We start from the raw sequence: 23,542 nt of genomic DNA, 5'->3' as shown, positions 1-23,542 counted from the left end.
AGATTTTCGTAGCTCCTCCCGAAGCAAAAAAGTCAGCCAACACATAAACCCGAAACACCAGTCAGGAAAAACCTATGCACACACACTTTCAAGTAAAAACGAGCGCGCAAAATCACCCACCAGCCAACGCAACGACCCAACTCCTATTCCTCCTCTGCAGCCTCCTATTCCTAACCGACTGCAACGACGATTTCGCCTGTTACGCAGAAATAGGCCCCTTCCCGCCGGAAAACTTCAGCATCACGCTGAACGGGTCCATCGACACCAACGAAATGGTCCAAAACTTTCGGATGGTCGACGCAAAAAACGGTTACGCCGTGGACGACGGCGAACTGTACAAAACCACCGACGGGGGCGTGAGTTGGACGACCCGCCCCGTGCCCTTCACGGGCGCTAGCGAAGCCTACGCATTCACCGACGCGGCAACCGGCTGGCTGATCCGTAGGAAGGATGACACCACCGCCTGCCTGATAAAAACGGAAGACGGGGGCGTATCATTCACGGAGTTCACCTACCCCAACATCAGTAACTACTTCTCCGATTTGGTCGTCGCCGAAGACGGTGATCTCTACGCGGTAATCAACGGTTACGGCCCGGGCGGCGGCATCGCCCGCTCCGTTGACGGTGGCGCGACGTTTGACCGGATCTATACCGCGGCGGAGAACTTTCTCCTCAACCTGACCGTCCGGGGAGATCGCTTGTACTGCGTGGACGACAACCAGTTAAGAACCCTGAACCGCGCCGGAGAACCAATCTCGGCCCACCCACTCGACAACGTATTTTTTGACGGCCAATTTTTCGTCGCCGACGACGATAACCTGCTTTACGCCGGTGACAAGCGGCTCGACCAGTCCACCGACGGCGGCGCAACCTGGACGCTACTGCACGACGCGGAAGCCCAGATTTTCGGCGGAGACCTGGCGACCGACGGCGTCTTGCTATTACTCAAAACCGGTGAGTGCGAGCAGAGTTCCACCGTGCCCCTGGAAGTATCAGCCTTTGCCGTACTGAAAGAAACACTCACGGTAGGCCCCGAAATGCTTGACCTCGAAGTCCCCATTACCTGGATGGGGCATTACGCGGGCGACGGCCGGTGGTTCATGTCGCACTACCGGTCGGACTTTTACGAGATAGTGCGGTTGTGACGCTCGGCGTTCAAATTATGGTGGGTTTTGCTTATTACTTTTAATCATTAGATGCGCGGTCGCGGGTGCAGTGGAGTTTGGGGAAGGAGCAAAGCAAGCTACACCGAGTAATGTAGCTTACCGGGCGGTCAGCTTAACACGACTTTAGAGTTGTTCGGCTTAATTATTAGTGAGTTAGCTGAAAGTTCCAAAGTCCAGCACATACGCCTAGGACTACGGAATAAAAATTAGCATCTCGACATCTAAGACGGTCAGACAGGAACCGATATCGTTTCATTCCTCCGATAGCATGTTCCACATAAATTCGTTTTGAGCTTACTGCTTTGTTATGCGTTTTCTGTTCCTCCGTGAACTCGATTTTAGGATCGGTTTTCTGCTTACGCCGTGGTCGCTTAATCGGAATACTCAAGCTTTTGCTTCCATAATCCTTTTCAAATCCTAGGTAGCCTAAATCAATCCACATCTCCTTGTTTTTGAACCAGTCCGCTCGTTCAGGATCAAATTCATCTTTCACCATTGCGTAATCGTGGACACTGCCACAGTAGGGATGACTTACGTATAAGATCTTTCGTTCTGGTGTTGAAATAATAGTGCTTTTTATCGTGTGGGCTTTTTTTTACCCGAATAGTCTTCTTTCTGATCATCCTGATTTACAGGTCGTTGTCTCCTTTGCTCCGTGCCATCGATGAGTAGTTCGTCATGACCCTTAAGTTGTTTTTCTAAATCTTTGAGTGAATCAAATTGTCGTTGTGGTAGATGCCCATCCTGCTGTAAAGTCATCTGTAGAAGTCTCACCCCGACCGCCTGCTTTTCAAAGGCAACCGAGATGGACAAGTCAAAACTTAGGGCGAGCAAGTCATAGGTTAGTCCACTTTTAAGGGTGTAGAGAACGAAGAAGAGAATGTCTTCGTACGTCTTAAATTTAGGCTCGTCAGTGCGTTCGCTCAACTGCTCCTGTAACGTACTTTCATGAAATTCTTCGTAGGTTTTAGCAAAAGCTAGCGTGAGCTCTTCAAATTGCTTTTGAGTCAAGCCCGTTGCGGCTCTCCACTATCGTTGCGTTCGAATTGATTGGTAGCTAATGGCCATAGTTGTATTTTGGTGCTAAGATAGCTGCTGCTGACAATCAGTCACTTAGCCACAAACAACTCTATTATTACTCTTTTCTTCTAAAAACCACAATATCTTGAAAATCATTCGCCCCGGTCTTACCTATATGTTCCTTCCAGTATCCTTCAATAATTCTGTCAACCATTAAATTTTTACCACATAGTAACTGCTCGAGTGTAAGCTCACTGATCGCAATATTTGCTGATTTTACTTCCTCGTTGAGCAATCGATAGCCATCCTTGAGCCAGGGAAATTTAAAACCTTTTTGGGTAGATATCATGTCCTCATTATCTTCATTATAGAGGAAGAAAGTGGCTAAACAACTACCGTTTTGTTTTAATACTCGATCAATCTCAGCTAGGTAATTATCTATCTCCTCTACCATCATGTGGGTAAATACGGAAAATAAAAAGGCCTTGTCAAATTTTTGTTCAGGATAAGGAAAGGTAAAATTGCTGGCTTGCCCCGTAGAATTATTGTAAAGATCGTTGTGGAGGGGAACATACTGGAAGCGAAAGTTTGGAAACCGAGTCGTTAAGTGATCTTTACACCAATTCACCCCCTTTTGTACTACATCAAAACCCTCATAGTCCCCCTTACTGCTTAGATAAGTAGTCAACGGTATGGCCGTTCTACCGATACCACTACCAATATCTAGTACCGCGTCATCAACTTGGAGTTCCAAGTACTCTCGGAGTTGGCCAACCTGAATCTCTCCATTCTTCAGAAAGTTTCCAGAACCGGTATATATGTCACCCCTGGAAGGCATCATTTCACCTTTCGTCTGGAACAGGGTCTCATAGAGATCTAGTGGCAGGTAAAACATTTTACGTACCCACAGCCTTTGGCCAGGAGTTAATTTATAGTAGAATGAACGCAGAGTCATTAATTTGATTGTTTATCATTGAGACTGTAGATGCAAACTTAACACTCTACTCTTTAACAAAATCACATAAATGGTTTGGCAAAGTATCAGAAGTAATGGTCTAACTAATCAAAATCAGCAGTCTGAATGAGATCAATATCTTAGAGCGTGTCTAAATATTTCAAGGAGCCAAACTAGCAGTTGACGATAGAACATCTCCGAATTAGCCGTTAGTGCGAAGGCCGCAGAATTTTCTACCGTTCGCTCGTAATTCTTGATTATTCTGCGATACCAGTTCCACCAGGCGAGCGATTATTCTACCATCCAGCGCTTAGCCTCAATTACAAAGCCCTTCGGCTGCGGATCACGTACGGGACACTCGAAAACTACCGTACCGAGACGGCCCTTCAACTCGACAAACTGTCCGATGTATGCACTATCCGCTAGTAGCTTTATGGCCCGGAATAGCTGAGCGGCGAAATCAGGATAGATTAGGTCCGGGCCCACTACCCCGTCGTGGACGTTAGCCGTATGAACTTCAACCCGCCAGATACGCCCCCGGGTATTGGTGAGGATACTATTCTTACGTTTACCCCCGTCGAGAACCCTGGGCACGGCCGATCCGAGGCAGCAAACGAACACTCTGAGTGTCAACCATTAACAGACTTAGTGTACACTCGCGTCCCAGGATCAGCTGTCGTTCCTGGCAATTTAGGGCATCGTTTAGCTTGTCTAAGGTATGGTCCCTTGACCACTTACTGAAGTAGTAGTCTACCAACTTCCAGGGCGGGAATTGGCGATCCAGATTGCGCCACTAACAGTCCGTACGCGCCCAACTAGAGGATGGCATTGAAGCTCTCTCGCAGCTCATACTTACACTTACACTTACGCCCAGTAGGCAGGTGTGTCTTAACTTGCTCCTACTGGCTGTCGGTCAACCGAGCGTACTGCTGGGTTATGTTTTGTTGAGTTTGGCGACTTTCAAAACACACTGACGGCCGTTTGCTAACTCATAGTAGAAATCATAGTTTTATACGCGCTCTTAAAGATGACAGAACAAAAAAGAATGCTCACTTGCCCAGACTGCACGAATGGAAAGATAATTATGTACGGCCACACTCACTATGGAAGACAGCGCTACCAGTGCAACAACTGTCAGTGGCAATTCATGGCAACTAACGACTATTGGATCGCCCCTAAAAGAGAATCCTGAGATGGTCCTGAAATACCGGACAGGAAATTTTTGTAATTTTCAGTCCAATGAAACAAGAAGCGAATACAAAGAAGAAGTATCGAAAGTACGATGCGACCTTCAAAGCCGAAGCGATCCGTCAGATGGAACAAGGCCGCTCGGTGACAGAATAGGCGACCTCGTTAGGGGTCAGGCAAAGTCTACTTCACCGATGGAAGAAACAGTCTAAGGGAGTCCCCGCAGGTCCATCTTCGGAGACTCGTCAGCTGCGTAAAGAGATGAAGCGTTTGCGCGAAGAGAACGAGATTTTAAAAAAAGCCTTGAGCATTTTCAGCCGCCTCGATTAGACCGCTACCGGTTTATTAAAAGTCAAGAAGATGCTCACTCTATCACCTTACTTTGTGAGTTGATGAGTGTTAGCAGAAGTAGCTACTACGACCGTTTCGAACGCGATTCGGTCACATCTCCACAAAGTGAGGCCAGTCAAAAAATTATCACTGCGTTTCTCCTCCATAAGCGCCGGTATGGTACGCGCCGCCTCGTTTCAGAGTTAGCTGATGAAGGTATCCTAGCTGGTCGTCAGACGGTACGGACGGTGTTAGCAGACCATGAGTTACGGGCAATTCAGCCTAAATCGTTCGTTCCTAAGACGACTCAAACACACCCGAACCTAAGGCGCAGACCCAATCTATTACTGGAGGGGGAAACAACTTTGGTGTCGGATGAAGTTTACGTTGGTGATATTACCTACCTGCCCTTAGTGAATGGGAAGTTTGCTTTTTTAGCGACCTTCCAAGATGTGTTCACAAAGAATATAGTGGGTTGGGATATTGCTGATCATATGCGAGAAGAGTTGGTACTCAATGCACTTGAGCAAGAACCCACATTACCAACCGTACTAATCTTTAGTCTTAAACCGAGCCAAAGCCGCCTTAGCCGGCGCACTCAACACCAAACCACCAGACACCTCCGCCCGCTCATCCAGCACTTGCGGCCAGTGCTCCGTACCAAACCACAACGTCTCTTTCAACTTCGCCGCAGCTAACTGACTGTGCCCGGCCAGCTTTCCGGCCAGCTCGTCCGTAGCCTGGTGGAGGCTCTTCACGTCCGGCAACAAGCGTTGGTAGAGGCCGTTTTGGTGCGCCCACTTGGCGGAGTGCCATTCAGTATCCAGGCTCATTTCACTAGCGGCGGCGACGCCCATTTTACGCACCAGGGCCGGCAGGATGACGAAGGGCCCGATGGCGATCGACAGCTCACTGAGTTTGATGGCAGCAGCTTCCGTGGCCAGGCAGTAGTCGGCGGCGGCGGCAATGCCCACGCCCCCACCGATGGCTTTACCCTGCACGGCGACGACGATCGGCTTGGGGCAGTTCTTCATCGCCAGGATCAGGCGGGCGAAGCCGAGAAAGAATTCTTTGGCCTGCGCGGGGTTGTCGATGGCGAGGAGCTCGTCGAGGTTGGCGCCGGCGCAGAAGGTCCGGTCGCCCTGGCTGCGGAAGACGATGCAGCTGGTTTCGGGGTCGTCGCCGGCCGTGTCGATGGCGGCCACGGCGGCTTTCAGTTGGCTGGAGGGAAAACTGTTGTGGGCCGGGTGGCCGAAGGTGATTTGCCGGACGCCGTTGGGTTGGAGTTGGCTGGTGATTTCGCCGTTGGGGTTCATGCTTGGTTATTTGGTGGGGGGTTACTTTGCTCTTTTCAAATTTTCCTGGCACCCGCGACCGCGCCCTACTCATTATGCGAGGTCGCGGGTGCCGGGGAGATACGGGTGCAAAATGCTTGAGCTTAAATTACTTTTCTAAATCAGCTACCTTCCCCATACGGCGTAGTTGCCGGGGCAAGCCCTGGTACTCCGCGCCGAGGAAATTATCGAGTAACTCCTGCGCCAGCGCGATGCCGATGACGCGGCCGCCGACGCAGATCATATTCATGTCGTCGTGCTCCACCCCCTGGCGGGCCGAGTACGTTTCAGTGATCAGGCAGGCGCGGACGCCGTTGATCTTGTTGGCGGCGATGCTCGCCCCGACGCCACTGCCGCACACGGCCACGCCGCGCGCCACGTCTCCGGTCGCGACGGCGCGGGCGAGGGGGACGACAAAATCGGGGAAGTCATCCGTCGCGTCGTACTCGTAGGCGCCGAAGTCTTTTACCGAAAACCCTTTTTCTTCCAGGTATTTTTGGAGTTGTTGTTTAAGCTCAATCCCTCCGTGGTCCGTTGCGATGCCGATCTTCATCAAGTCAATTTTTTGTTTGTGGCCGTAAATTACTTCACGGATGCGGTAAACCTTGGTAATAGATGCCACCTTTGGTAGTTAATGGTCTGGTGCTTCGGTGGTCTGGTAGTTCCATAGGCTCAAACCATAGACCACCAGCCTACGAGACCAGCGTACTTTCAGACCAATAGACCACAGTACGACCAGACTACCGTACCAACAAACGACCAGATGACAAAATCAGTAGACCCCCACACCCTCGTCATTTTCGGCGCTTCCGGCGACTTAGCCCAGCGCAAGCTCATTCCCGCGGTGTTCGACCTTTACCGGGGTGGCTACTTACCCGAGAAATTTGCCCTCCTCGGGGCCAGCCGGACGAACATGACCGACGAAGAGTTCCGGGACAAAGTCGTTTTCAACAACGAGCATTTCGACCGGAAAGACTGCACCGACGAGCAAGTCGCCGCCTACGCCGAGGTACTTTTCTACCAGGACCTGGCCTCCTACGACGGCGAAAAAGACATCAACAACCTGGGTAAGCGCCTGAAAAAGCTCGATAAGGACCACGGCGTCGGCTCCAACTATATTTTCTACCTCTCCACGCCACCGAGCCTGTACAGCACCATCCCCCCGGCGCTCGCCAAGGCCGGTCTGAACCAAACGAAAGACGGCTGGTCGCGCCTCATCGTGGAAAAGCCGTTCGGTTATGACCTCGCAACGGCTAAGCAGCTCAACGAAGACATTCAGCGCTATTTCGAAGAAGACACGATCTACCGGATCGACCATTACCTCGGCAAGGAAACCGTTCAGAACCTACTCGTCACCCGCTTCGCCAACGGTTTTTTCGAGCCGTTGTGGAACCGGAATTACATCCAATCCGTCCAGATCACCGCCGCCGAAACGGTGGGCGTTGGCACCCGGGGCGGTTACTACGACGGCAGTGGCGCGTTGCGGGATATGGTCCAGAACCACCTCCTCCAGGTTCTCGCTCACGTAGCCATGGAGCCACCGATCCGGGCCGACGCTAAGAGTATTCGCGGCGAAAAACTCAAGTTGTTCCAATCACTACGCTCCATCAAGCGCGCCGACGTTCGCAACCACGTTATCCGCGCCCAGTACACCGAGGGCCGCACGAAAGGAGGCGATGTCGTCAGCTACCGAGATGCCGAAGGCGTACCGGAAAAAAGCAATACCGAGACCTACGTCGGCATGAAGTTCTTCATCGACAACTGGCGCTGGGCGGGCGTGCCGTTCTTCGTGCGGACGGGCAAGTGCCTCCCCCTCAAACTTACCGAGGTGGTCATCACCTTCAAAAACCCGCCCCAGGCCATCTTTTCCGAGTTCGATAATTACGCGATGAGCAGCGACAACCGCCTCATCATCCGCATCCAGCCCGACGAAGGCATGGCGCTCGAATTCGGCATGAAAGTCCCGGGCGAAGGCTTCCGGGTCAAGAACGTGGACATGGACTTCTTCTACCGCGACCTGACGAGCAACGACGTCCCCGATGCCTACACCCGCCTGCTACTTGACTGCATGAAGGGCGACCCGACGCTCTACGCGCGTGGTGACAGTGTCGAGGCCGCTTGGGATTTCGTCGAGCCGATTCTCCAGGCTTGGAAAGCTAATGAAGTACCGCTCTTTAGCTACCCCGCCGGCACTTGGGGCCCGTTGCAGTCCGACGCACTCTGGTCCGGTGTTGGTGATGGGTGGCGGAATCCTTCTACTTCTTTGACGGAGAAGAAACACTATACGAAGCTTTAGGCGCTTCGCTCGATATGCGATTTGCGATTTGCTGCGCAGTACTTCGTGCACTCGATATGCGATATTTGATTTGCTACCGCTGTTACTTTCGCTGGGCTCAGCTACCGCTGTAACGTGACACGCGAACGAGCAAAGCGAGAGAGTAGAAACAGCGGTAGCCAAATCGCATATCGAGTGCACGAAGTACTGCGCAGCAAATCGCATATCGTATATCGCATATAAAGCGCAGCGCCATAAGTCGCATATCAAAACTAGCCGACAGGCACCTCCGAAACATCCATCATAGCAAAAGCATCCCACTTCGCCCCCGCAACAAGCCCCTTACGGTAAGCAACGTGCACCCGGTGAATCTCCGTGTTCATCTGCCGGCAGGTATCGACCATGAGCTTGTTGTGGCCGCGGATGGTGGCCATGTCGACGTATTTGTAGGTGCGGCTGGTGTGCTTGTTGCCGGATTGAAACATGGCGTCAACCATTAACGGATACACGCCGAGGCGTTGGTGATCCTGGGCGATGCCGAAGGCGATGCCTTTGCAGTTCCGGGGTTGCTTTTGGAACTTTAGTCGGTACAGGAATTTGGGCATGCCGAACAGCCCGAGGATACCGTCGGTGCCGTGGAGGAAGCAGTTGATGTCCGGGATCAGTCCGGCGAGGCCGACGGGGCGGTCGTCCTTGTTGTAAGCCAGGCAGGTCAGGTGCGGGTCCATGATCGGCTTCATCTGCTTGAAGGTAGATAGGATGTCGTCGCCGGTCAGGGGTTTGAAGTAGGGCCAGTGGTTGAAGGCGGCGTTGTAGGCTTCGGCGAAGTCGTTCGCGCCCTGCGGCAAGTTGTTTTTGTCGATCTGTTTGGTGTACAGGCCGTAGCGGTCGCGGACGCGGGCGGCAAGCTTACCCAGTCGTTCGCCGGGGAATTCGCTGACGACGCCGCGCATGGTGAGGCACTGTTCGTGGGGGACGTAGCCGCGGTTTTCGAAGTACGTTTGGTAGTAAGCGGGGTTGTACGTTTCCTGGTAGATCGGGCGGTAGCGGCCGCGGGTGAGGAGGCCCCAGAACTTGTCGCGCTCACCGAAGTTGATCGGACCGTCGACGGCGTGCATACCTTTTTCGCGGAGCCAGTCTTCGGCGATCTGGAGGAGTTCGTTGGCCAACTTCTCGTCCTGGATGCACTCAAAAAAGCCAATGCCACCAGTAGGTAGTGACGTTTCCTGGTGGCGGGACTCGTCGATGAAAGTAGCGATGCGGCCAACGGGTTTTTTGCCCTCTTTCGCTACCCACAGGCGGAGGTTATTTCCCGTGTGGGCGGGGTTTTTTTCGGTCAGGATGTCTTCGATGTCGCTGCGGAGGGGGTGAACGTACAGTGGATCGTCTTTATAAACTACGTCGAGAACTTGGTGAAAATCTTCAAAATCTATGACGGGGGTGATCTGGTAATTGGGCATGGGCGCGAAGATAAGAAGGAGGCGCGGTCGCCGGTGCCGTGGAGAGTGGAAATAGTAGCAGTGCTAGCGTGGCCAACAACTTATCCGCTACTACGCAACCGGTATTCTGAATACCGAAAAAATACACGCTGCGTAGCCGGAACGAAACTGATGTGGATTGTAGGACTAATTCAACGGCCCTCCACAAAGTATAAAAACACTTAGGGCTGGACCCCGAATAGCCTGATTCTACCCATGGAAGATCAACTAATCGAATCTATCAAAACAAAAAGAATGAACGGTCAGTACCCGGTAGTAAGGTTTACAAAGTACGGTTGTAAAAGGTAAGCCGTAAGGGGCCTTAAACAGTACAGGTTTGCCGCAACCCGAGCGGCCGTGCAGTGGGTAGAGTTTTCAATTTGCCCCGAAAACCCACACCCTCAAAAAGGGGCTGGTACTCGCCCCGTCCATTCCGCCTTGCGGCTATTCTATTAAATCGTTCAGCCAATTGGCCTCCTGAATTTTACTATCAACTTCCCGGAATGACCTTCCGGTTTGGTCGATCTCTATCTGTATTTTTTTGATGTCGATGGTGGCGACCTGATCCTTATCGGTAAAATTGTTAACCTGGGCGGACTGGCGGATGTTGCGCAAGCGCTCCGACAGCATTTTGAGCGCGTCGCGCTTAGCCAGGGCTTCCATTAGTGATACATCGCCGCTGATTGTTACGGTGTTGTTTGTCTTGTTGATTTTGACGACAAGCTGGTGTAGCTCCTCAATGGCGTCGCGGAGTTGAGCGATCAGTTTAACCGGGTCTTCCTGCGGCTGTTTACCTGCGGCAACGATGAGAACGGGACGGATGCGGTGCTGCAAGTGTTCTATCTTCTTCTGAAGGTCGGCGCGTAAGAGGAGGGCTTCGGCTAATTTCATTGGGTTTCGGGGTTTTAGGTCGCTAAAGGTGGTAGTGGTACGGAAACTCATCCCTTCCGGTTCAGAAAAGCTTTGATCGCGCCGGTGGACCAGAGTGCCCACAGGACCAGTACCGGCTGAAAAAACAAGCGGTTCCGGCGTTTCCGATCGGTATCCAGACCGAATCCATCCCTTTCGTTGACGTACTGGGAAATATTACCGGGGAAGATCAATACGAAGAAAGTACCCGCTCCCAGTCCCACGAATGCTCTCCATTTGTCCGACAGGATCAAAGCCGAGCCGAGCCCGATCTCCGCAATGCCGGAGAGAATGACCACCTGATCTACGGGCATGGGAACCCAGTCGGGCACCTGGGCGGGGAACTCCTTTCGGTTGAAGGTCAGGTGACTAATGCCGGCGAACAGAAGTGCACCGCCGAGGAGCACTTTCAAAACGGTTTGGGTCTTACTGGTCTTTACGTTTTTGGCCCAGTTCAGTTCTTTGGGTAGTTTCATTATGGGTAGGTTCAAAATTTATGTTTAGCAACCAGGTTTTACAACGCCTCCAGGTCCTTTACGGTAAAGTGCTCGAGGTCCCATCCGGCTAGTTTGGCCCCAGCCTGATAGCTGGTTTCCAGGAATGCCAGTAACGCGCTTCTTGGGTCCTTTTCCTTCAGTAGGTCCGCGTACCCCAGGTAGGCCATTGGGCTCCCGTTATTGTCCACCCACTCCGCGGAGGCGGGGGAGATGGGTTCTTGGTCTAGCCCTTCCGGTGAAGGATAGGTATACGAATAAAAGGCCGGTTCCTTGACCGTGTCGTCGCCCGGCCAGAAGCCGAAACTGATCACTTCGTGGGAGTAGGCGTCCTTATCGGAAATACGCGCATCCTCTGGCATTGGGGGAGCTTCTCTACCGGAGAAGCGGGTGACCGTCAGGTCCATGGAGTGCCAGTAGAGGTGTACGGGGCAGGTCTTACCGTAAAACCGGCCGCTGAACTCTTTGAAAACGGCGTCGATCCAGGTCAGGATTTTCCACAGGCGAAAAGTGTAATCCGGGTCGTAGTGGTGGTAGTCGGTAATCTGGTCGAACCCTTGGTCGATACCTTTCAGGTCGAAGGGTTTGGCCAGAATGTCGTAAGTAATTTCCTGCTTCTCTAGAATACCAGTGAGTTGGCGGTAAAAGTCCGCTACCGTCAGACCGGGCGCGAGGTCGAAAGAATCCTGCGCGCCTTCCGTGTTTTCAACCTCCAGGGTGTGCCGGAGTACGTTCAGCGTGATGGTGAAATTCTTCGTGCCGTTGTCGTAGGGTACCGGTCCGGTGGTCAGGCCCCTGGTACTTATGTATTCGGTGATGTACCACCAGTGGTTTTTCCGCGCGGTCTGGCCCAGGCGGATCTTTCCGATGATCTGCAGGAAAAGGTGGAGGGTCAGCTTACTCTTTTCCTTACCTACGTAAGCCAGTGCGGGGAGGTTGATTGGGTGGTTCATGCTCGCTTAGTTTTTGAAGATACTATTACCGTCTTTCGTCAATTCCATGCTTTCGCCCTTCCCCCTCAGCTCGTACTGGTCATTTTTGTACCAGAAGCCGGAGCCCGCGCGCTCGGCCGTCATGTCGATCTGTTCGCCACCGTTCAGGTAGGCTTGGAGGGTGCCCTGGGTATTATTAAAAGTCAGGTCGAGTACGTCACCGTTGTCACTTTTGGCCTGCGACTGTACGATATCATCTTCGTGCTCGAAAACGGTCTTGCCGTCTTTTTTTAGCTGAAGGTCACTGCTTTTGCCAATCAGTTCGTAGCGGTCGTTCTTGTACCACATGCCGGAAGCGGATTTTTCGCGAGCTAATTCAGCGGTTTCGCCCATGAAATCTACGCTGACTACGTCGCGGTTGTTGTCGAAGGTCAGGTCGAGTTGGTTGCCTGCTTTGTCGGTCAGGGATTGCTTGACCTTATTGTCGGCCATGGTCTCGATGGTGTTAGCGTTAGCCTGGGTCATCTGCTTGTTGCAGGACGTAGCCGTTACGGAGATGACTAGCAGAATGGCTAGTAGTTTGATGATGGTGATCATATCGGTTTGGTTTAGGGGGTTAAATTTTAATGGAAGGATCATCAGTATTCGAAATAATCCACACTACGAGATGTTTTTAAAAACCCGAACGCTCACAGGGGTCGAAACCTTTCGCTGCGCTTTGGTTTCGAGGCGCTCCAAGGTCCTAAGACCTTGAAGCGTCCTCAGCTATGAAGCTAGAGGCGAATTGGTTGAGGTCCTTCAAGCGTCCGGAAAATGCACAGTGGCCCGGCATTTTTAATGACTCCCTTTCCTCCGCTACGCCTTCTCAGTTTTAGGTCTTCTCGACGTTTATTAGTCGGATTAAAAGTGACCTCCGGCTTAACCTAGCCAATTTCCATCGGCACGTCCATCAGCAGGACCTTAGCGTCATCAGTGGTCTTGATGGTGATAGAGTCAGTATCCCAGATGCCAAAGCCGTCGCGCTTGCTTAAATCCTGGCCGGCGATGTTTACTTCGCCTTCGAGGACAAACGCGTAGACGCCGTTACCCTTCTGTTTGATGGTGTACGACTCCTCACTGCCTTTCTCGAGATTGCCCATGTGCCACCAGGCGTTTTGGTATACCCATACGCCCTCGTCGTCCTGATTTGGGGAGAGAATTTGCTGCAGGCCATTTTTACCTTTGGTGGTGTCCAGAGTAACCTGATCGTAACGGGGGCTTACGTTCTTCTTGTTGGGGAACATCCAGATTTGGAGGAAGCGGACGGCTTCATCCGCATTCTTGTTCTTCTCACTGTGCGATACACCGGTGCCAGCGCTCATCACCTGGACGTCGCCCTGCTTGATGATGGTGGTGTTGCCCATGCTATCCTTGTGCTCGAGGTCACCTTCGAGGGGAATAGAAATAATTTCCATATTATCGTGAGGGTGCGTACCGAAGCCCCTACCGCCGGTGACGATGTCGTCATTTAATACCCGCAAGACACCAAAGTGCATTCTTTCCGGGTTGTGGTAGTTAGCAAAAGAAAAAGTGTGGTGGGAGTCTAACCAACCGTGGTTGGCGTGGCCGCGGGTGCCGGCTTTGTGGAGGACGGTTTTCATAGTTTTGATTTCTTTGTTTGGTAAATGATTGAAACCTACCTGCTTCATCATCTTCTCGTAGGTAGAGTTTGTTTTTGCGTGCCGTTTGCGCTCAGTGCGGAACTTCCGGTGGCGACACCGACGGCTCCGAGCAATGACTTCTTAAAAAATTCTTCCTATCCATACTGATATTAGTTGGTGGTTTACCTATGCGTTGATTGCAAAGCAAAGATGCTGGGAGACCGACCCGGGGGAGATACAAAAACGGTGGAGAGATATATAAAAATGTCGGAATGCGCCTAAAATCGCATGATTATTTAGCTTTAAACTGGCTTGCTGATATGCCAACTTGCCTCTTAAAGAAACCACTGAAATGTAATGGTTCTTCAAAGCCGGCAGCATAAGCTATCTCCTTGATACTCATATCCGTGTGCAGCAGTAGTCTTTTGGCTTCCAGGATCAGACGGTCCTGGATGTAGTCCTTGGCGCCTTTACCCGTGATGTTTTTTACGGTCTGGCTCAGGTGCTTGGGGGATACGTGGATTTCGGTAGCGTAATCTTTCACTTTGTGCCATTCCCTAAACTTGTCATCCACTAGCGTCTTAAAATCTCTCAGAATACAGATACCAGCGATTTCCTCGTCAATTTGGGTTTTGTCCAGGTTAGCACTATTGTTACAGTAGATCAGAAAAAGCTGTAATAATGCTCCTACCGCTCTTTTTCCGTAGTTTAAATCAATTGACAAACAGCTGTCCATTTCAGCGACAATGCTGCTCAGCCGCTTAAAGATCGGCTCATCCAACTTTAGTGGTGGCGTAATACCGAAGCTTTGAAAAAGGCTAATGTTGGAGATGAAACCGAGGGGAATATTATTCTCCACCAGGAAGCTTTTAGTGAACGTAATTACCCTACCCCGCGGCTTCTCCGTAGCCATCACCTGGTGCACCTGCCCCGGGCTGACGAAGTGCACCTCCAAATCGCCGAAAGCGAACCCTGTGTAGTCGATAATGTGTGTTCCCGCGGCTTTTTCTATAACTAGTAAAGTATAGTAATCGTGCCGGTGCGGCACGTCGAACTGCCCGCTGGTTCGGTCATAAATTTCGTCCATCTTTTGTAGTCGGAAATCTATTTTTCCTATTCTATTATCCACGAGGGTCTATTTTTTCGATTGTTGGTAATCAGGAATTGGGATGTACGTATTATCTCCCGGCACCTTGGGGAATACCTTATTCTGCCAATCTTCCTTTGCTTTTTGCAACCGCTCCTTACTGTGGGACACAAAATTCCACAGCAGAAAGTGCTCCTCGGGAAATGCCTCGCCACCGAATAGCAGAAGTTGGGTATCGCTGTCGAGGCAGATTTCACACCGATCGTCCGTTTTACTGATCAGCATCTGGCCGGCCTCTACCTTCTGACCGTTGCTGGTGATGGATCCTTTGACGATGACGAAGGCGATCTCCCCCGCTACCTGCCCGGCCAAGTTGATGGTCTTCTCCCGCTCGGTATGAATGTCCACCATAAACAGTGGAGAATACCCCCGCAACGGAGCGGACTTACCGAAAGCCTTACCCGCTACGAGTTTGAAGGCCACCCCGTCTTCCTCCCACTTCGGATTGTCTGCAGCGGGATAAAAGTCGAAATGCGGGTCGATTTCCTCTTTCTCTTTGGGCAGCGCGACCCACACCTGATACCCGTGGAGTTCGATATCCTCACCGGTGCGGTCTTCCTCCGGCGTTCTTTCGGTGTGGGCTACCCCACTGCCGCCGGTCATAAAACCTACGTCGCCGGGGCTGATGATCTGGTGGGCGCCGGTGCTGTCTTTGTGCTCGACGCGTCCCTTGAAAAGATAAGTCAGGGTACTCAGGCCGATGTGGGGGTGCTGATCCACGTCCATGTACCTTCCGGCGCTAAGCGTGGCGGGGCCCATGTGGTCGATGAAAGTAAAGGGGCCTACCTGCCGCTTCTTGCGAAAAGGTAATAGCCGGCCTACCATGAAGTTGCCTACGTCGGATTGGCGTTGGTTTACGGGTAGTTCGTTGTTTGACATAGTTAAGGTGTATTGTTGTGTTTGCAGAAGACAAGGGTGTTAAACCTGACCGAGAAAGGGTAAAATTTGTTGTGGACTTTGCCTGCTCCCAAGCGACATCGTGGATGCTTAATTTTCATGTCGATTATACCACTCACCAAACTCTACTTACCTTATGGTATGTTTTCATCCATCAAACAATCATCACACTATGGTTATCGAACAGTCCATCATGTCGAGGTTCGTAGAGTTTTTAGAGGGTCGACCTACCGATGATAAAATTCTCAAATTTAATGCCAATGAATTCGAGGAAAGACGGTTTCAAGAACTAGTAAGTCGTTCGGTAGAAAACTTAGACTTTAGTGAAAAGTTTGAGTTGGAAGAACTCAAGCGGGCGAATCACTTGATTTCCATGGCTAAAATTCGGGCCTATGGCAGGCTCGAAAGAACTAAAAATGAGTAGCGCTTACATTAGCCCGGCGTTACGCGCTTACGTACGCGAACGTAGCCGGGAGCAGTGTGAATACTGCCTAAGATCTTCGCTCTTCTACAGTTTTGGCTTTCACGTCGATCATATAATCAGCCAGCAACACGGTGGTGATTCTGCGGAAGAAAACTTAGCGTGGAGTTGTCCTGAGTGTAACGTGAGAAAAGGCACTAATCTAGGGACCTACCTAACTGATGGAAACCGCAAAGTTTGGTTGTTCGATCCGAGGAAGCAGGTGTGGCGCAAACACCTCAAACTACTTAACAGTGGGGAAATTTTGGGTAAGTCAGATAGTGGAAAGGGAACTGTCCAGTTACTTCGAATAAATGAGAGAGAACGAGTCGAGGAACGAAAACTGATGATGCTGGAAGGTTATCGTTTCTTTGCGGCTATTTAGTCACTGACCGACACCCAAGATGGCCACCCGCAACAAACTCCAAAAATTCGCCGAGATCCTCCAGATGCCCCACGTCTACGAGAACTTCGACCCCCGCACCCCCCAACTTATCGGCCCCGCCGGCGCGACCTGCGAACGCAAAGGCAACTGGGCGCGCGACCACTTCGGCAACGACCACCCCATCACGCTCGAACTAGCCTGCGGCCGCGGCGAATACACCGTCGACCTCGCCCGTCAGTATCCCGACCGTAATTTCATCGGCGTCGACATCAAGGGTGCCCGCATCTGGAAAGGCGCGAGCATCGCCCAGGAAGAAGGCCTGACCAACGCCGCTTTTCTCCGCACCCGCATTGAAATTATTTCCAACTTCTTCGAGAAAGGAGAGATTGACGAGATTTGGATCACCTTCCCGGACCCGTTCCTCAAGAAAGGCAAGGAAAACCGCCGCCTCACCGCCGCCCAGTACCTTAAGCAGTATCGCCACATCCTGAAAGAAAACGGCATCCTCCACCTAAAGACTGATAGTCGCGATCTCTACGACTGGACGCAAAAGACGTTCGCGCGGCAACCTGCCGTCAAAGTGCTCTATCACGATCACGACATTTATTCCAAGCCGCTACCGATTCCGGAGTTGAGCACGGAAACTTATTATGAGCGCCTACACAAGGGGCTCGGTAAGACGATTACTTACACGCAGTTTCAATTGCTACCGGAGGTAGAGATTATTGGGGGCAAAGGCGTTCCCGGGTTTGAAATCGAGTGATCTTACCGAGTCACCACAACACTGGCCCTATATATTTAGGCCCCTTTAAAGACAAACTAAGTCCACTAAAAAACCATATCGTCACCCATTATGAGTATATTGATGCAATCAAATAAGCTGCACTCATGTACTCAATATTACGATCCGCTACGCTCATAACCCTGCTAGCTACCCTACCTTTTCTCGCGGGTGCGCAGGAGGATTATTTCCTTCAGGTTCCCGACGTACCGGGCGAAGCCGACATCGTGAATTATGAAAGGCAAATCTGTATCAGCAGCTTTTCCTGGGGCGTAGCCAGCTCCACCGAGGGTAGTCAGGGAGGCGGCACCGCGGGTGTAGCGGTTCAGGAGGATTTTCTCTTAGGAAAATCTCTGGACATCGCCACGGTAAAAATCTTCGAGGCTGTCACTCTCGGAAAATCATTTTCAGAAGTTACCCTGACGGTATTGGTGACCGGTAGTGATGGCTCCAAAAGAAGATTGGCGGAATACATCTTTGTAAATTTAAAGTTCAGTTCGATCCAGCCCGGTGGTGATAGCGAGGGGACATTAAAGGAAGTAATTGGAATAGTGAGTGAGCTAGTGACCGTTCGTCATTTTGATGAGAGCGGAAGTTTCACTAATGAATTTACGTGGAACTTCGATAAAAATGCTCCAGGGTAATGAAATACACTTACCTGATTTTGTCTTTCGATTTATTGCTGCTGCTCAGCATTTCTCCACTTGCGGGCCAACCGGAAGCGTTCACCGTCGAGCCGGTCGCCGTTGTTTCACTTGAGGTAATCCCGGACTCGATAACCAACTTTATAGTGGTCCTGAACGAAGTAACCGGAGGCTGTAACGCTACCGGCTCAGTACTGCCCATATCAACTCCGGTCCTCCGCGCGGAGCGGCTCGACCCATCATTCGTCGAACTGAGTTGGCGCGAATTTCAACGCTACCCCGGTAATGATTGGTTTCTCGAACGTCGCTTCGAGCACCTCGCTAACTTTGTAATCGTACGCGAGCTATCGGACAAAACCATGCGAGAGCGCGAGTACTTGGATCGCAATGCATACGAGGACAAGACTTACTACCGCCTCCACGGCATCAGTGTCGAAGGGGAGCATTCGTATAGCCGCACCGTCGTGGTAGGAAATACCACCAATGTTAAACAGTTTGCCATTCACCCCAACCCCGCTTCCGGCTTCACTACGGTTAGCTTGCCTGGGGAGGGAGAGGCTGCCGTGCTTAACGTAGTTGATGGTCTGGGCCGCACCGTGCAACGACGGATTATCCCGGCAAACGGCGTAAATACTTTGTCGCTCGACGTATCAGCCTTGCGCCCCGGTAGTTACCTCCTCGGGTGGACAAACGTGATGGGCCACCGTGCTACCTTGCGTTTTGTAAGATTGTAAACGCCTGCTTTCCGTCCATACCTACTTGGCACCCGCGACCGCGCCCTACCCTCACTCAAATTCCCGAATTCCTAACGCAAATCAGTGCGTAGACTTATCTGGCGCTGGCAACGAAGCGTGATAATCCTGCGCAATGATACTCGCATATTTGTCCAGCAGTGAAAGCACTTTGTCCGTCTCTTCCGCCGCGACAATTACCCCGACGTGTTGCTTCTTATCCATTTTCCACACGATTTCCGGATCATTGAACGGCGACATATCCGGCCGCTCGAACCGCGACAGGCTGACGATAATACCTGATTGACCGTAGCCACGCTTAGGCACCTGATAGCTTTTACCGAGCGCCATCGCCGTCTCCAATTTCGCCCATTCCGCCCAGAGGCTAATGCCCGTAGCAGCCTCGACCATCTCGGCCAAATGAGCACCACCGACGCGGCTGGCCGTTTCGAGGAACACGAATTCGCCCGAAGGCATTCTGATCCATTCGGTATGGCTGGCGCTAAATTGCATATTGAAGGCCTTCATCACTTTACTCGTCAGTGCGCGGAGCATTTGCGCATCCACGTGGTCGTAAGGCACGCTGACGGAGCGGAAAATGCCACCGCCGTGGGCAACCTCAAAGGGCGTATCCAAATAACGCGAAACCTGGCAGAATTCGAGCTCGCCGCCAACACTGATGGCGTCGACGTGGTAGACATCGCCGGGGCGAAATTGCTCGACGAGGTAATTGTGGCGGTTGTCACCGAGGCCGTGCACGGCTTCCCAAAGTTGCTCTTTAGAATGTACTTTTTGGATGCCCGTCGCACTCGCCTCACCGCGCGGTTTCAGCAGGCAGGGGAACTCGATGCGCTCGGCGAATTCAGCGAGCTTTCGGTCATTGAAAAGGCTAGAAAACTGGGGGACGGGAACACCGTCAGACTGAGCCCGAACCCGCATGGCGAGTTTATCCCGAAAGAACCGGGCGGTCGTCTGGCCCATGCCGGGGATGCGAAATTCTTCGCGCAAGAAAGCAGCCTTTTCTACGTCGAAATCATCGATGGCGATGATCCGGTCGATCTGGCGCGAGCGCATGAACCACGCAAAACCCTTAGCCAGGTTCCCCAGGTCGGCGGGGGCATTAGAGTCGGTTTCCATGTAAAACATCTCGTCGATCGCTTCGCGGGGCCAGGCTTCGTGCTCCAGCTTTTTCATCGTGAGCAGGTAAACGGTGTTACCGGCTTCCTTGGCCGCGCGGAGGAAGGCGGAGCCTTTGTAGTAACAGGAGATGCAAAAGAAGGTCATGGGCGGGGTCTTTGGTCTGGAGTCTAAGGTCTTTAGTCTTTAGTCTTTAGTCTTTAGTCTTTAGTCTTTAAGAAACCCTTGAATTTAGGTGATGTTCCCAGGATTTTGGCTCCTTCCCAATTGCCGCGGCATCCACGTCCACGCCTTGTTCGCTTAAACAGATTAAGGGGATAAAGCGTCTGTAAAGAAAAAACTATGGCCCTTAAGGAATCTACCATGCTCGCGATCGGCACCACCGCGCCGGACTTCAATATTCTCGACACGGTATCGGGTGATAAGCGGGCGCTGGCGCAGGTGCAAGGTAAGTCAGGGACGCTCTTCTACTTCATCTGCAATCACTGCCCCTACGTAATCCATACCATCGAAGAGCTTGTCCGGGTGGCCGATGACTACCGCGAGCGGGGCATCGGGGCCGTTGCGATCAGCTCCAACGACGTCGACCGCTACCCCCTCGACAGCCCCGATAATATGGAAGCCTTCGCCCGTAACTACCAAATGAATTTCCCTTACCTCTACGACGAGGACCAATCCGTCGCCCGCGCCTACGCCGCTGCCTGCACGCCGGATATTTACCTCTTCGACGGAGACGGGAAACTCTACTATCGTGGTCGGCTCGACGAAAATCGCCCCGGCTCCGGCAAGGAACCTGACGGGCGGGATCTGCGCGCTGCGCTGGATAGTTTGTTGGCGGGGAAACCGGCGGTGGAGAAGCAGTATCCTAGTGCTGGGTGTGGGATTAAGTGGAAGGGGTAGTAGGCGGTAGGAAGAATTAGGCGGTAGGCGGTTCAAATTTACCGATGCATTCAATCCTAACATTCTCCACCACCACGGCTACGTCGATTCAATACATAGTTATTTCAACTTGGCCCACTAGTCCGACTACCGGTCATGACCTCCCCTTGCCGCGACCGTCTCCGCGGCGGCCCACACGGTATCTTCGTAAATGTAGAACCGGTGGCAGAAAGCGTGGATGGCCGCGCCGTCGAGCTCCAGGTAAGGCGGGGTGGCGGGGGTGCAGGGTAGTTCATCGGCGTCCATATCTTCTTCGAGATTCGCCTCCACCTGCCGCCAGAACAGGTACAAGGCGGTGTAGTCGCCGCTGATGATTGCGTTGCGTATCGGTAGGAGTTCCCGGAGCGCGCCGTCGTTGGCTTCCAGCCAGTAGCCGTCGGCATCTTCTACCTCACTGTCAAAGGTGAGAAAGATCCAGTCCTTCGTGAGCGTCATACTCAGGCTTAGTGGATAGGCGTCGTCACAAACGTAGGGCTGAATATCTTTTGCGCTCACAACGGCGCGGGGTAGGCGGAAGCTTAGGCGGCTGCTTTCCGTATTGTCTTCCCAGAGGGCGGCGTCGAAAGTGGAGGCGAGAAGTTCTTCCGTGTCGTAGCGGAAACTGCCACCGAAGTAGTAGCTGTAGACGGCGGAGGTGGGGGTTACTTTTCCGTGGGAGGATAGGCTGTCGGCCATTGTTTGTTCTTCCCTGGTGAGGGGCGGGTTGTTGCGGAGGAAGATGGTTTGTTCGGCGTAGGACATTTTTTGGTTTTTTAGCTGCGCTGCTGCCGTTGGCAGTGGGCGCGGACGCGGGTGCCAGGAATTGGGGTATTGAGAGCATTGGATGACAACAAAGCATTATCTTAAATCGTCGATGGGTTTATTGGAACATAAACAAAGGGTTCTAATAGAAATTGTCAGACGCAAGGCTCGATATTCTAGGTCCACAAGTCCTGGTCTTTCCAATCAGTAGGGATACCTATCCAAGTAGGATTTGCTTCTGGAAACTCTGCCAAGAGGGCAAAGAGCCGCCGCTTAAATTTGCTATAAGGATTGACTTTTACCGCTAGGAACTGGATAATGCATAAAGCTGCATAGGTTTTCAATCGCTTATCATTAGTGCCTTCATTTCGCGTCTCGTTTTCCCAACGATCGACCCACCCACCTCTTGGCCGCCGCGGCCAAACTGGAGAAATGGTAAGTACTGTATTCTATAACCTGGAATGGTGTGCACAAATGTTTCGTACATATACGAGGGTGTCGATCCAAGAAACGAATACGGTATGATTTAGCCCGAAGTGATCGCCAATCGCTCGTTTATTAGAAGTATCCTTCAGGTTTTTGTAAAGACTGTAGAGCGACCGAAAAGTTAACAATTCAAAGCACTTCCACGCGGGAGGAAGTTGATTAGTATAATTGCTCTTGAATTTGACGATAAAAGGTTGCTTACTGGCTTTGACTGCCTCCTGCACCTTTACCATCGACCGTAAATAAGTTTCTAGACTCGTGTAAGCTTCAAATTCCATGAAACCGTAACCGCCATTATACTGGTGAGAGAGATGATAGATTAGTTGGGTCCGTAAGGCGACCTCTATTTGCTCGATGGCATTGAAGACTAACGACCTGAGTTCACTATCAAACTGATAGATTTTGAAAATGGTGCCGAATTCTACGCCGGGCTTGAACAATTCATCTTCCTTAGGTTCCGCGAGAAAAGGATACCAATAGTTGCTCAGGCGATTGTAGCTGATGTTCTCAAGAATTCGCTCCGCCTTGAGCTCATTCCTGAAATTCAAGCCTCTAGCTTTCAATAACTTAATCTGATCTGGAAATGTCTTCGGAGTTTTGAGGTAGTCGCGTTTGCTCATGGGCAGGCATAAAAAAACCCGCCAAACATGCGCGTTTCTTCCTAGTGGAAGGAGAGGCGAGGCGGGTTTTGATGTTGTAAAGATGCGGAATCGAGGGCAAAAGTTCTAGATATTTAGAAGAAAGTTCAACATTTAACTAACGAAGTTTTGATCTTACTCTACCAAATTTTGGTATCTACACTAGATTAAATGCTTCAGTATTTCCTCCACCATCACCGCCCGCTTCTTCCCCCGCCCCTGCGGATGCGGCATAATCACTAACCCAACTCCCTCTGCCCCCGGAAAGTCAGCCACCCCAGCGTACTCAACGTATTCGCTCTCTTCCGTTCCCGCCTGTCGCTCCGTCCGCGTAGCCCGCGCCAGCAAATACGCCGCGTAGTTCATTCCTGACAAACAGACGATATACCGCGGTTGATACTCTTCGATTTGAGCTAGAAGTAAGTTCATGGTCGCATCCCCCATCACGCTCACCATTCTGGATGTCGGGTTAGCACCGTCTCTACTTAGAGGTTGAAAATTGGTCCAGACGATGCCGTGCCACCACTTTTCCTCAGCTTTTTTACGAACTTCCATTACTTCCCGGATAGTCTGCCAAAATTGAGACCTCTTACTATTGTAGTCTGGGTGGTCAGCGTTGCGCTCATCTACCCACCCCAGTTGTTCTCGCTCCGGAAGGGGCGTATCATTTTCGTGAACGTTTCTTTTGATCCGATTGAGTAAGTCATCTAGATTCGAATCTTTAGTTGGCACGGGGAAATTCCACGTCCAACCGTTCAGCGCTCGGCCAACAAACATGATATCGACTTTATCGGCCAAGCCGCGCATGGGGTAATGGGCTACAAGTGGCCCTCGT

26 protein-coding genes and 2 pseudogenes are annotated in these 23,542 nt (G+C 51.7%); 10 read left to right on the top strand and 18 right to left on the bottom strand.

Going from position 1 to position 23,542, the window contains the following annotated elements:
* Nucleotides 1–74 precede the first annotated feature (74 nt).
* Complete coding sequence (locus GGR27_RS13195) at nt 75–1,145, top strand: WD40/YVTN/BNR-like repeat-containing protein (protein WP_168038050.1); 1,071 nt, start codon at nt 75–77, stop codon at nt 1,143–1,145.
* A gap of 166 nt (nt 1,146–1,311) precedes the next feature.
* On the opposite strand, the gene GGR27_RS20620 is transcribed toward GGR27_RS13195, so the two are convergent.
* From GGR27_RS20620 to GGR27_RS13175, 4 genes are all read right to left on the bottom strand, one after another.
* The gene (locus GGR27_RS20620; protein ID WP_406603641.1) at nt 1,312–1,710 is read right to left on the bottom strand and encodes a transposase family protein; all 399 of its coding nucleotides are present in this window, start codon (nt 1,708–1,710) and stop codon (nt 1,312–1,314) included.
* Between the two features lie 32 nt (nt 1,711–1,742).
* Nucleotides 1,743–2,177: a hypothetical protein gene (locus tag GGR27_RS13185; protein WP_168038048.1), complete on the bottom strand. Its 435-nt coding sequence runs from the start codon at nt 2,175–2,177 to the stop codon at nt 1,743–1,745.
* A gap of 124 nt (nt 2,178–2,301) precedes the next feature.
* Nucleotides 2,302–3,141: a class I SAM-dependent methyltransferase gene (locus tag GGR27_RS13180; protein ID WP_209037941.1), complete on the bottom strand. Its 840-nt coding sequence runs from the start codon at nt 3,139–3,141 to the stop codon at nt 2,302–2,304.
* 291 nt (nt 3,142–3,432) lie between these two features.
* Nucleotides 3,433–3,774, bottom strand: coding sequence for a hypothetical protein (locus GGR27_RS13175; RefSeq protein ID WP_168038046.1), 342 nt, complete (start codon nt 3,772–3,774; stop codon nt 3,433–3,435).
* Nucleotides 3,775–4,168: 394 nt separating this feature from the next.
* Here GGR27_RS13175 and GGR27_RS20685 point away from each other — a divergent pair, with 394 nt between their 5' ends.
* The 3 genes and pseudogenes from GGR27_RS20685 to GGR27_RS20610 form a co-directional block, all read left to right on the top strand.
* A complete protein-coding gene (locus GGR27_RS20685) occupies nt 4,169–4,333 on the top strand; it encodes an IS1/IS1595 family N-terminal zinc-binding domain-containing protein (RefSeq protein ID WP_454557397.1) in 165 nt (54 codons plus the stop codon).
* A 164-nt stretch (nt 4,334–4,497) separates the two neighbouring features.
* Nucleotides 4,498–4,659, top strand: a pseudogene (locus tag GGR27_RS20615) (IS3 family transposase); the annotation flags it as partial.
* A gap of 62 nt (nt 4,660–4,721) precedes the next feature.
* A pseudogene (locus tag GGR27_RS20610) lies at nt 4,722–4,934 on the top strand (IS3 family transposase); the annotation flags it as partial.
* A gap of 276 nt (nt 4,935–5,210) precedes the next feature.
* Here GGR27_RS20610 and GGR27_RS13170 read toward each other — a convergent pair.
* Complete coding sequence (locus GGR27_RS13170) at nt 5,211–5,975, bottom strand: enoyl-CoA hydratase/isomerase family protein (protein WP_168038044.1); 765 nt, start codon at nt 5,973–5,975, stop codon at nt 5,211–5,213.
* Nucleotides 5,976–6,102: 127 nt separating this feature from the next.
* Nucleotides 6,103–6,546 carry an RpiB/LacA/LacB family sugar-phosphate isomerase gene (locus GGR27_RS13165; RefSeq protein WP_168038437.1) on the bottom strand — a complete coding sequence of 148 codons (444 nt, stop codon included), beginning with the start codon at nt 6,544–6,546 and terminating at the stop codon, nt 6,103–6,105.
* Between the two features lie 210 nt (nt 6,547–6,756).
* On the opposite strand from GGR27_RS13165, the gene zwf reads away from it, so the two are divergent.
* A complete protein-coding gene (zwf, locus tag GGR27_RS13160) occupies nt 6,757–8,289 on the top strand; it encodes a glucose-6-phosphate dehydrogenase (RefSeq protein WP_168038042.1) in 1,533 nt (510 codons plus the stop codon).
* 251 nt (nt 8,290–8,540) lie between these two features.
* Here the strand turns inward: zwf and GGR27_RS13155 are convergent, their stop codons facing one another.
* The 8 genes from GGR27_RS13155 to GGR27_RS13120 form a co-directional block, all read right to left on the bottom strand.
* The gene (locus GGR27_RS13155; protein ID WP_168038040.1) at nt 8,541–9,728 is read right to left on the bottom strand and encodes a hypothetical protein; all 1,188 of its coding nucleotides are present in this window, start codon (nt 9,726–9,728) and stop codon (nt 8,541–8,543) included.
* A gap of 462 nt (nt 9,729–10,190) precedes the next feature.
* On the bottom strand, nt 10,191–10,637 hold the full coding sequence (locus GGR27_RS13150) for a DIP1984 family protein (protein WP_168038038.1): 447 nt from the start codon (nt 10,635–10,637) through the stop codon (nt 10,191–10,193).
* A gap of 47 nt (nt 10,638–10,684) precedes the next feature.
* Nucleotides 10,685–11,131, bottom strand: coding sequence for a DoxX family protein (locus tag GGR27_RS13145; protein WP_245184658.1), 447 nt, complete (start codon nt 11,129–11,131; stop codon nt 10,685–10,687).
* 38 nt (nt 11,132–11,169) lie between these two features.
* Nucleotides 11,170–12,102 carry a DUF5996 family protein gene (locus GGR27_RS13140; RefSeq protein WP_168038036.1) on the bottom strand — a complete coding sequence of 311 codons (933 nt, stop codon included), beginning with the start codon at nt 12,100–12,102 and terminating at the stop codon, nt 11,170–11,172.
* 6 nt (nt 12,103–12,108) lie between these two features.
* Nucleotides 12,109–12,678: an MliC family protein gene (locus tag GGR27_RS13135; RefSeq protein ID WP_168038034.1), complete on the bottom strand. Its 570-nt coding sequence runs from the start codon at nt 12,676–12,678 to the stop codon at nt 12,109–12,111.
* A 326-nt stretch (nt 12,679–13,004) separates the two neighbouring features.
* Nucleotides 13,005–13,721 carry a pirin family protein gene (locus tag GGR27_RS13130; protein ID WP_168038032.1) on the bottom strand — a complete coding sequence of 239 codons (717 nt, stop codon included), beginning with the start codon at nt 13,719–13,721 and terminating at the stop codon, nt 13,005–13,007.
* A gap of 292 nt (nt 13,722–14,013) precedes the next feature.
* Nucleotides 14,014–14,850, bottom strand: a complete 837-nt coding sequence (locus GGR27_RS20465; RefSeq protein WP_168038030.1) for a helix-turn-helix domain-containing protein — start codon at nt 14,848–14,850, stop codon at nt 14,014–14,016.
* A 6-nt stretch (nt 14,851–14,856) separates the two neighbouring features.
* Nucleotides 14,857–15,747 carry a pirin family protein gene (locus GGR27_RS13120; protein ID WP_168038028.1) on the bottom strand — a complete coding sequence of 297 codons (891 nt, stop codon included), beginning with the start codon at nt 15,745–15,747 and terminating at the stop codon, nt 14,857–14,859.
* Between the two features lie 410 nt (nt 15,748–16,157).
* On the opposite strand from GGR27_RS13120, the gene GGR27_RS13115 reads away from it, so the two are divergent.
* The 4 genes from GGR27_RS13115 (at nt 16,158) to GGR27_RS13100 (ending at nt 18,769) form a co-directional block, all read left to right on the top strand.
* Entirely contained in the window at nt 16,158–16,610 is a 453-nt protein-coding gene (locus GGR27_RS13115) for an HNH endonuclease (RefSeq protein ID WP_168038026.1), read from the top strand.
* Nucleotides 16,611–16,629: 19 nt separating this feature from the next.
* Nucleotides 16,630–17,373: a tRNA (guanosine(46)-N7)-methyltransferase TrmB gene (gene trmB, locus GGR27_RS13110; protein WP_168038024.1), complete on the top strand. Its 744-nt coding sequence runs from the start codon at nt 16,630–16,632 to the stop codon at nt 17,371–17,373.
* Nucleotides 17,374–17,498: 125 nt separating this feature from the next.
* Complete coding sequence (locus tag GGR27_RS13105) at nt 17,499–18,035, top strand: type VI secretion system tube protein Hcp (RefSeq protein WP_168038022.1); 537 nt, start codon at nt 17,499–17,501, stop codon at nt 18,033–18,035.
* Nucleotides 18,035–18,769: a T9SS type A sorting domain-containing protein gene (locus GGR27_RS13100; protein WP_168038020.1), complete on the top strand. Its 735-nt coding sequence runs from the start codon at nt 18,035–18,037 to the stop codon at nt 18,767–18,769. The genes GGR27_RS13105 and GGR27_RS13100 overlap by 1 nt, the downstream gene beginning before the upstream one ends.
* Before the next feature lie 81 nt (nt 18,770–18,850).
* On the opposite strand, the gene GGR27_RS13095 is transcribed toward GGR27_RS13100, so the two are convergent.
* A complete protein-coding gene (locus tag GGR27_RS13095) occupies nt 18,851–20,050 on the bottom strand; it encodes an ATP-grasp domain-containing protein (RefSeq protein ID WP_168038018.1) in 1,200 nt (399 codons plus the stop codon).
* Between the two features lie 195 nt (nt 20,051–20,245).
* Between GGR27_RS13095 and GGR27_RS13090 the strand changes: the two genes are divergently transcribed.
* On the top strand, nt 20,246–20,803 hold the full coding sequence (locus GGR27_RS13090; RefSeq protein ID WP_168038016.1) for a thioredoxin family protein: 558 nt from the start codon (nt 20,246–20,248) through the stop codon (nt 20,801–20,803).
* A gap of 126 nt (nt 20,804–20,929) precedes the next feature.
* On the opposite strand, the gene GGR27_RS13085 is transcribed toward GGR27_RS13090, so the two are convergent.
* The 3 genes from GGR27_RS13085 to GGR27_RS13075 all read right to left on the bottom strand — a co-directional run bounded on the left by GGR27_RS13085 (nt 20,930) and on the right by GGR27_RS13075 (nt 23,505).
* Nucleotides 20,930–21,583 carry a hypothetical protein gene (locus GGR27_RS13085; RefSeq protein ID WP_168038014.1) on the bottom strand — a complete coding sequence of 218 codons (654 nt, stop codon included), beginning with the start codon at nt 21,581–21,583 and terminating at the stop codon, nt 20,930–20,932.
* 449 nt (nt 21,584–22,032) lie between these two features.
* Nucleotides 22,033–22,617 carry an Abi family protein gene (locus GGR27_RS13080; RefSeq protein WP_168038012.1) on the bottom strand — a complete coding sequence of 195 codons (585 nt, stop codon included), beginning with the start codon at nt 22,615–22,617 and terminating at the stop codon, nt 22,033–22,035.
* A gap of 252 nt (nt 22,618–22,869) precedes the next feature.
* Nucleotides 22,870–23,505, bottom strand: coding sequence for a hypothetical protein (locus GGR27_RS13075; RefSeq protein WP_168038010.1), 636 nt, complete (start codon nt 23,503–23,505; stop codon nt 22,870–22,872).
* Between the last annotated feature and the right edge of the window lie 37 nt (nt 23,506–23,542).

This window comes from Neolewinella antarctica (genome assembly GCF_011927835.1).
GTDB lineage: Bacteria > Bacteroidota > Bacteroidia > Chitinophagales > Saprospiraceae > Neolewinella > Neolewinella antarctica.
Note: the sequence above shows the minus strand (reverse complement) of the source record. Positions and strands in the feature narration are given on the sequence as shown.

Coding starts and splice junctions, on each gene's coding strand:
- GGR27_RS13090 (WP_168038016.1), top strand. CDS start 20,246: ATGGCCCTTAAGGAATCTACCATGCTCGCGATCGGCACCACCGCGCCG.
- GGR27_RS13140 (WP_168038036.1), bottom strand. CDS start 12,102: ATGAACCACCCAATCAACCTCCCCGCACTGGCTTACGTAGGTAAGGAA.
- zwf (WP_168038042.1), top strand. CDS start 6,757: ATGACAAAATCAGTAGACCCCCACACCCTCGTCATTTTCGGCGCTTCC.
- GGR27_RS13170 (WP_168038044.1), bottom strand. CDS start 5,975: ATGAACCCCAACGGCGAAATCACCAGCCAACTCCAACCCAACGGCGTC.
- trmB (WP_168038024.1), top strand. CDS start 16,630: ATGGCCACCCGCAACAAACTCCAAAAATTCGCCGAGATCCTCCAGATG.
- GGR27_RS13150 (WP_168038038.1), bottom strand. CDS start 10,637: ATGAAATTAGCCGAAGCCCTCCTCTTACGCGCCGACCTTCAGAAGAAG.
- GGR27_RS13115 (WP_168038026.1), top strand. CDS start 16,158: ATGGCAGGCTCGAAAGAACTAAAAATGAGTAGCGCTTACATTAGCCCG.
- GGR27_RS13195 (WP_168038050.1), top strand. CDS start 75: ATGCACACACACTTTCAAGTAAAAACGAGCGCGCAAAATCACCCACCA.
- GGR27_RS13165 (WP_168038437.1), bottom strand. CDS start 6,546: ATGAAGATCGGCATCGCAACGGACCACGGAGGGATTGAGCTTAAACAA.
- GGR27_RS13120 (WP_168038028.1), bottom strand. CDS start 15,747: ATGTCAAACAACGAACTACCCGTAAACCAACGCCAATCCGACGTAGGC.
- GGR27_RS13085 (WP_168038014.1), bottom strand. CDS start 21,583: ATGTCCTACGCCGAACAAACCATCTTCCTCCGCAACAACCCGCCCCTC.
- GGR27_RS13095 (WP_168038018.1), bottom strand. CDS start 20,050: ATGACCTTCTTTTGCATCTCCTGTTACTACAAAGGCTCCGCCTTCCTC.
- GGR27_RS13155 (WP_168038040.1), bottom strand. CDS start 9,728: ATGCCCAATTACCAGATCACCCCCGTCATAGATTTTGAAGATTTTCAC.
- GGR27_RS13145 (WP_245184658.1), bottom strand. CDS start 11,131: ATGAAACTACCCAAAGAACTGAACTGGGCCAAAAACGTAAAGACCAGT.
- GGR27_RS13135 (WP_168038034.1), bottom strand. CDS start 12,678: ATGATCACCATCATCAAACTACTAGCCATTCTGCTAGTCATCTCCGTA.
- GGR27_RS13100 (WP_168038020.1), top strand. CDS start 18,035: ATGAAATACACTTACCTGATTTTGTCTTTCGATTTATTGCTGCTGCTC.
- GGR27_RS13180 (WP_209037941.1), bottom strand. CDS start 3,141: ATGACTCTGCGTTCATTCTACTATAAATTAACTCCTGGCCAAAGGCTG.
- GGR27_RS20685 (WP_454557397.1), top strand. CDS start 4,169: ATGACAGAACAAAAAAGAATGCTCACTTGCCCAGACTGCACGAATGGA.
- GGR27_RS13105 (WP_168038022.1), top strand. CDS start 17,499: ATGTACTCAATATTACGATCCGCTACGCTCATAACCCTGCTAGCTACC.
- GGR27_RS13130 (WP_168038032.1), bottom strand. CDS start 13,721: ATGAAAACCGTCCTCCACAAAGCCGGCACCCGCGGCCACGCCAACCAC.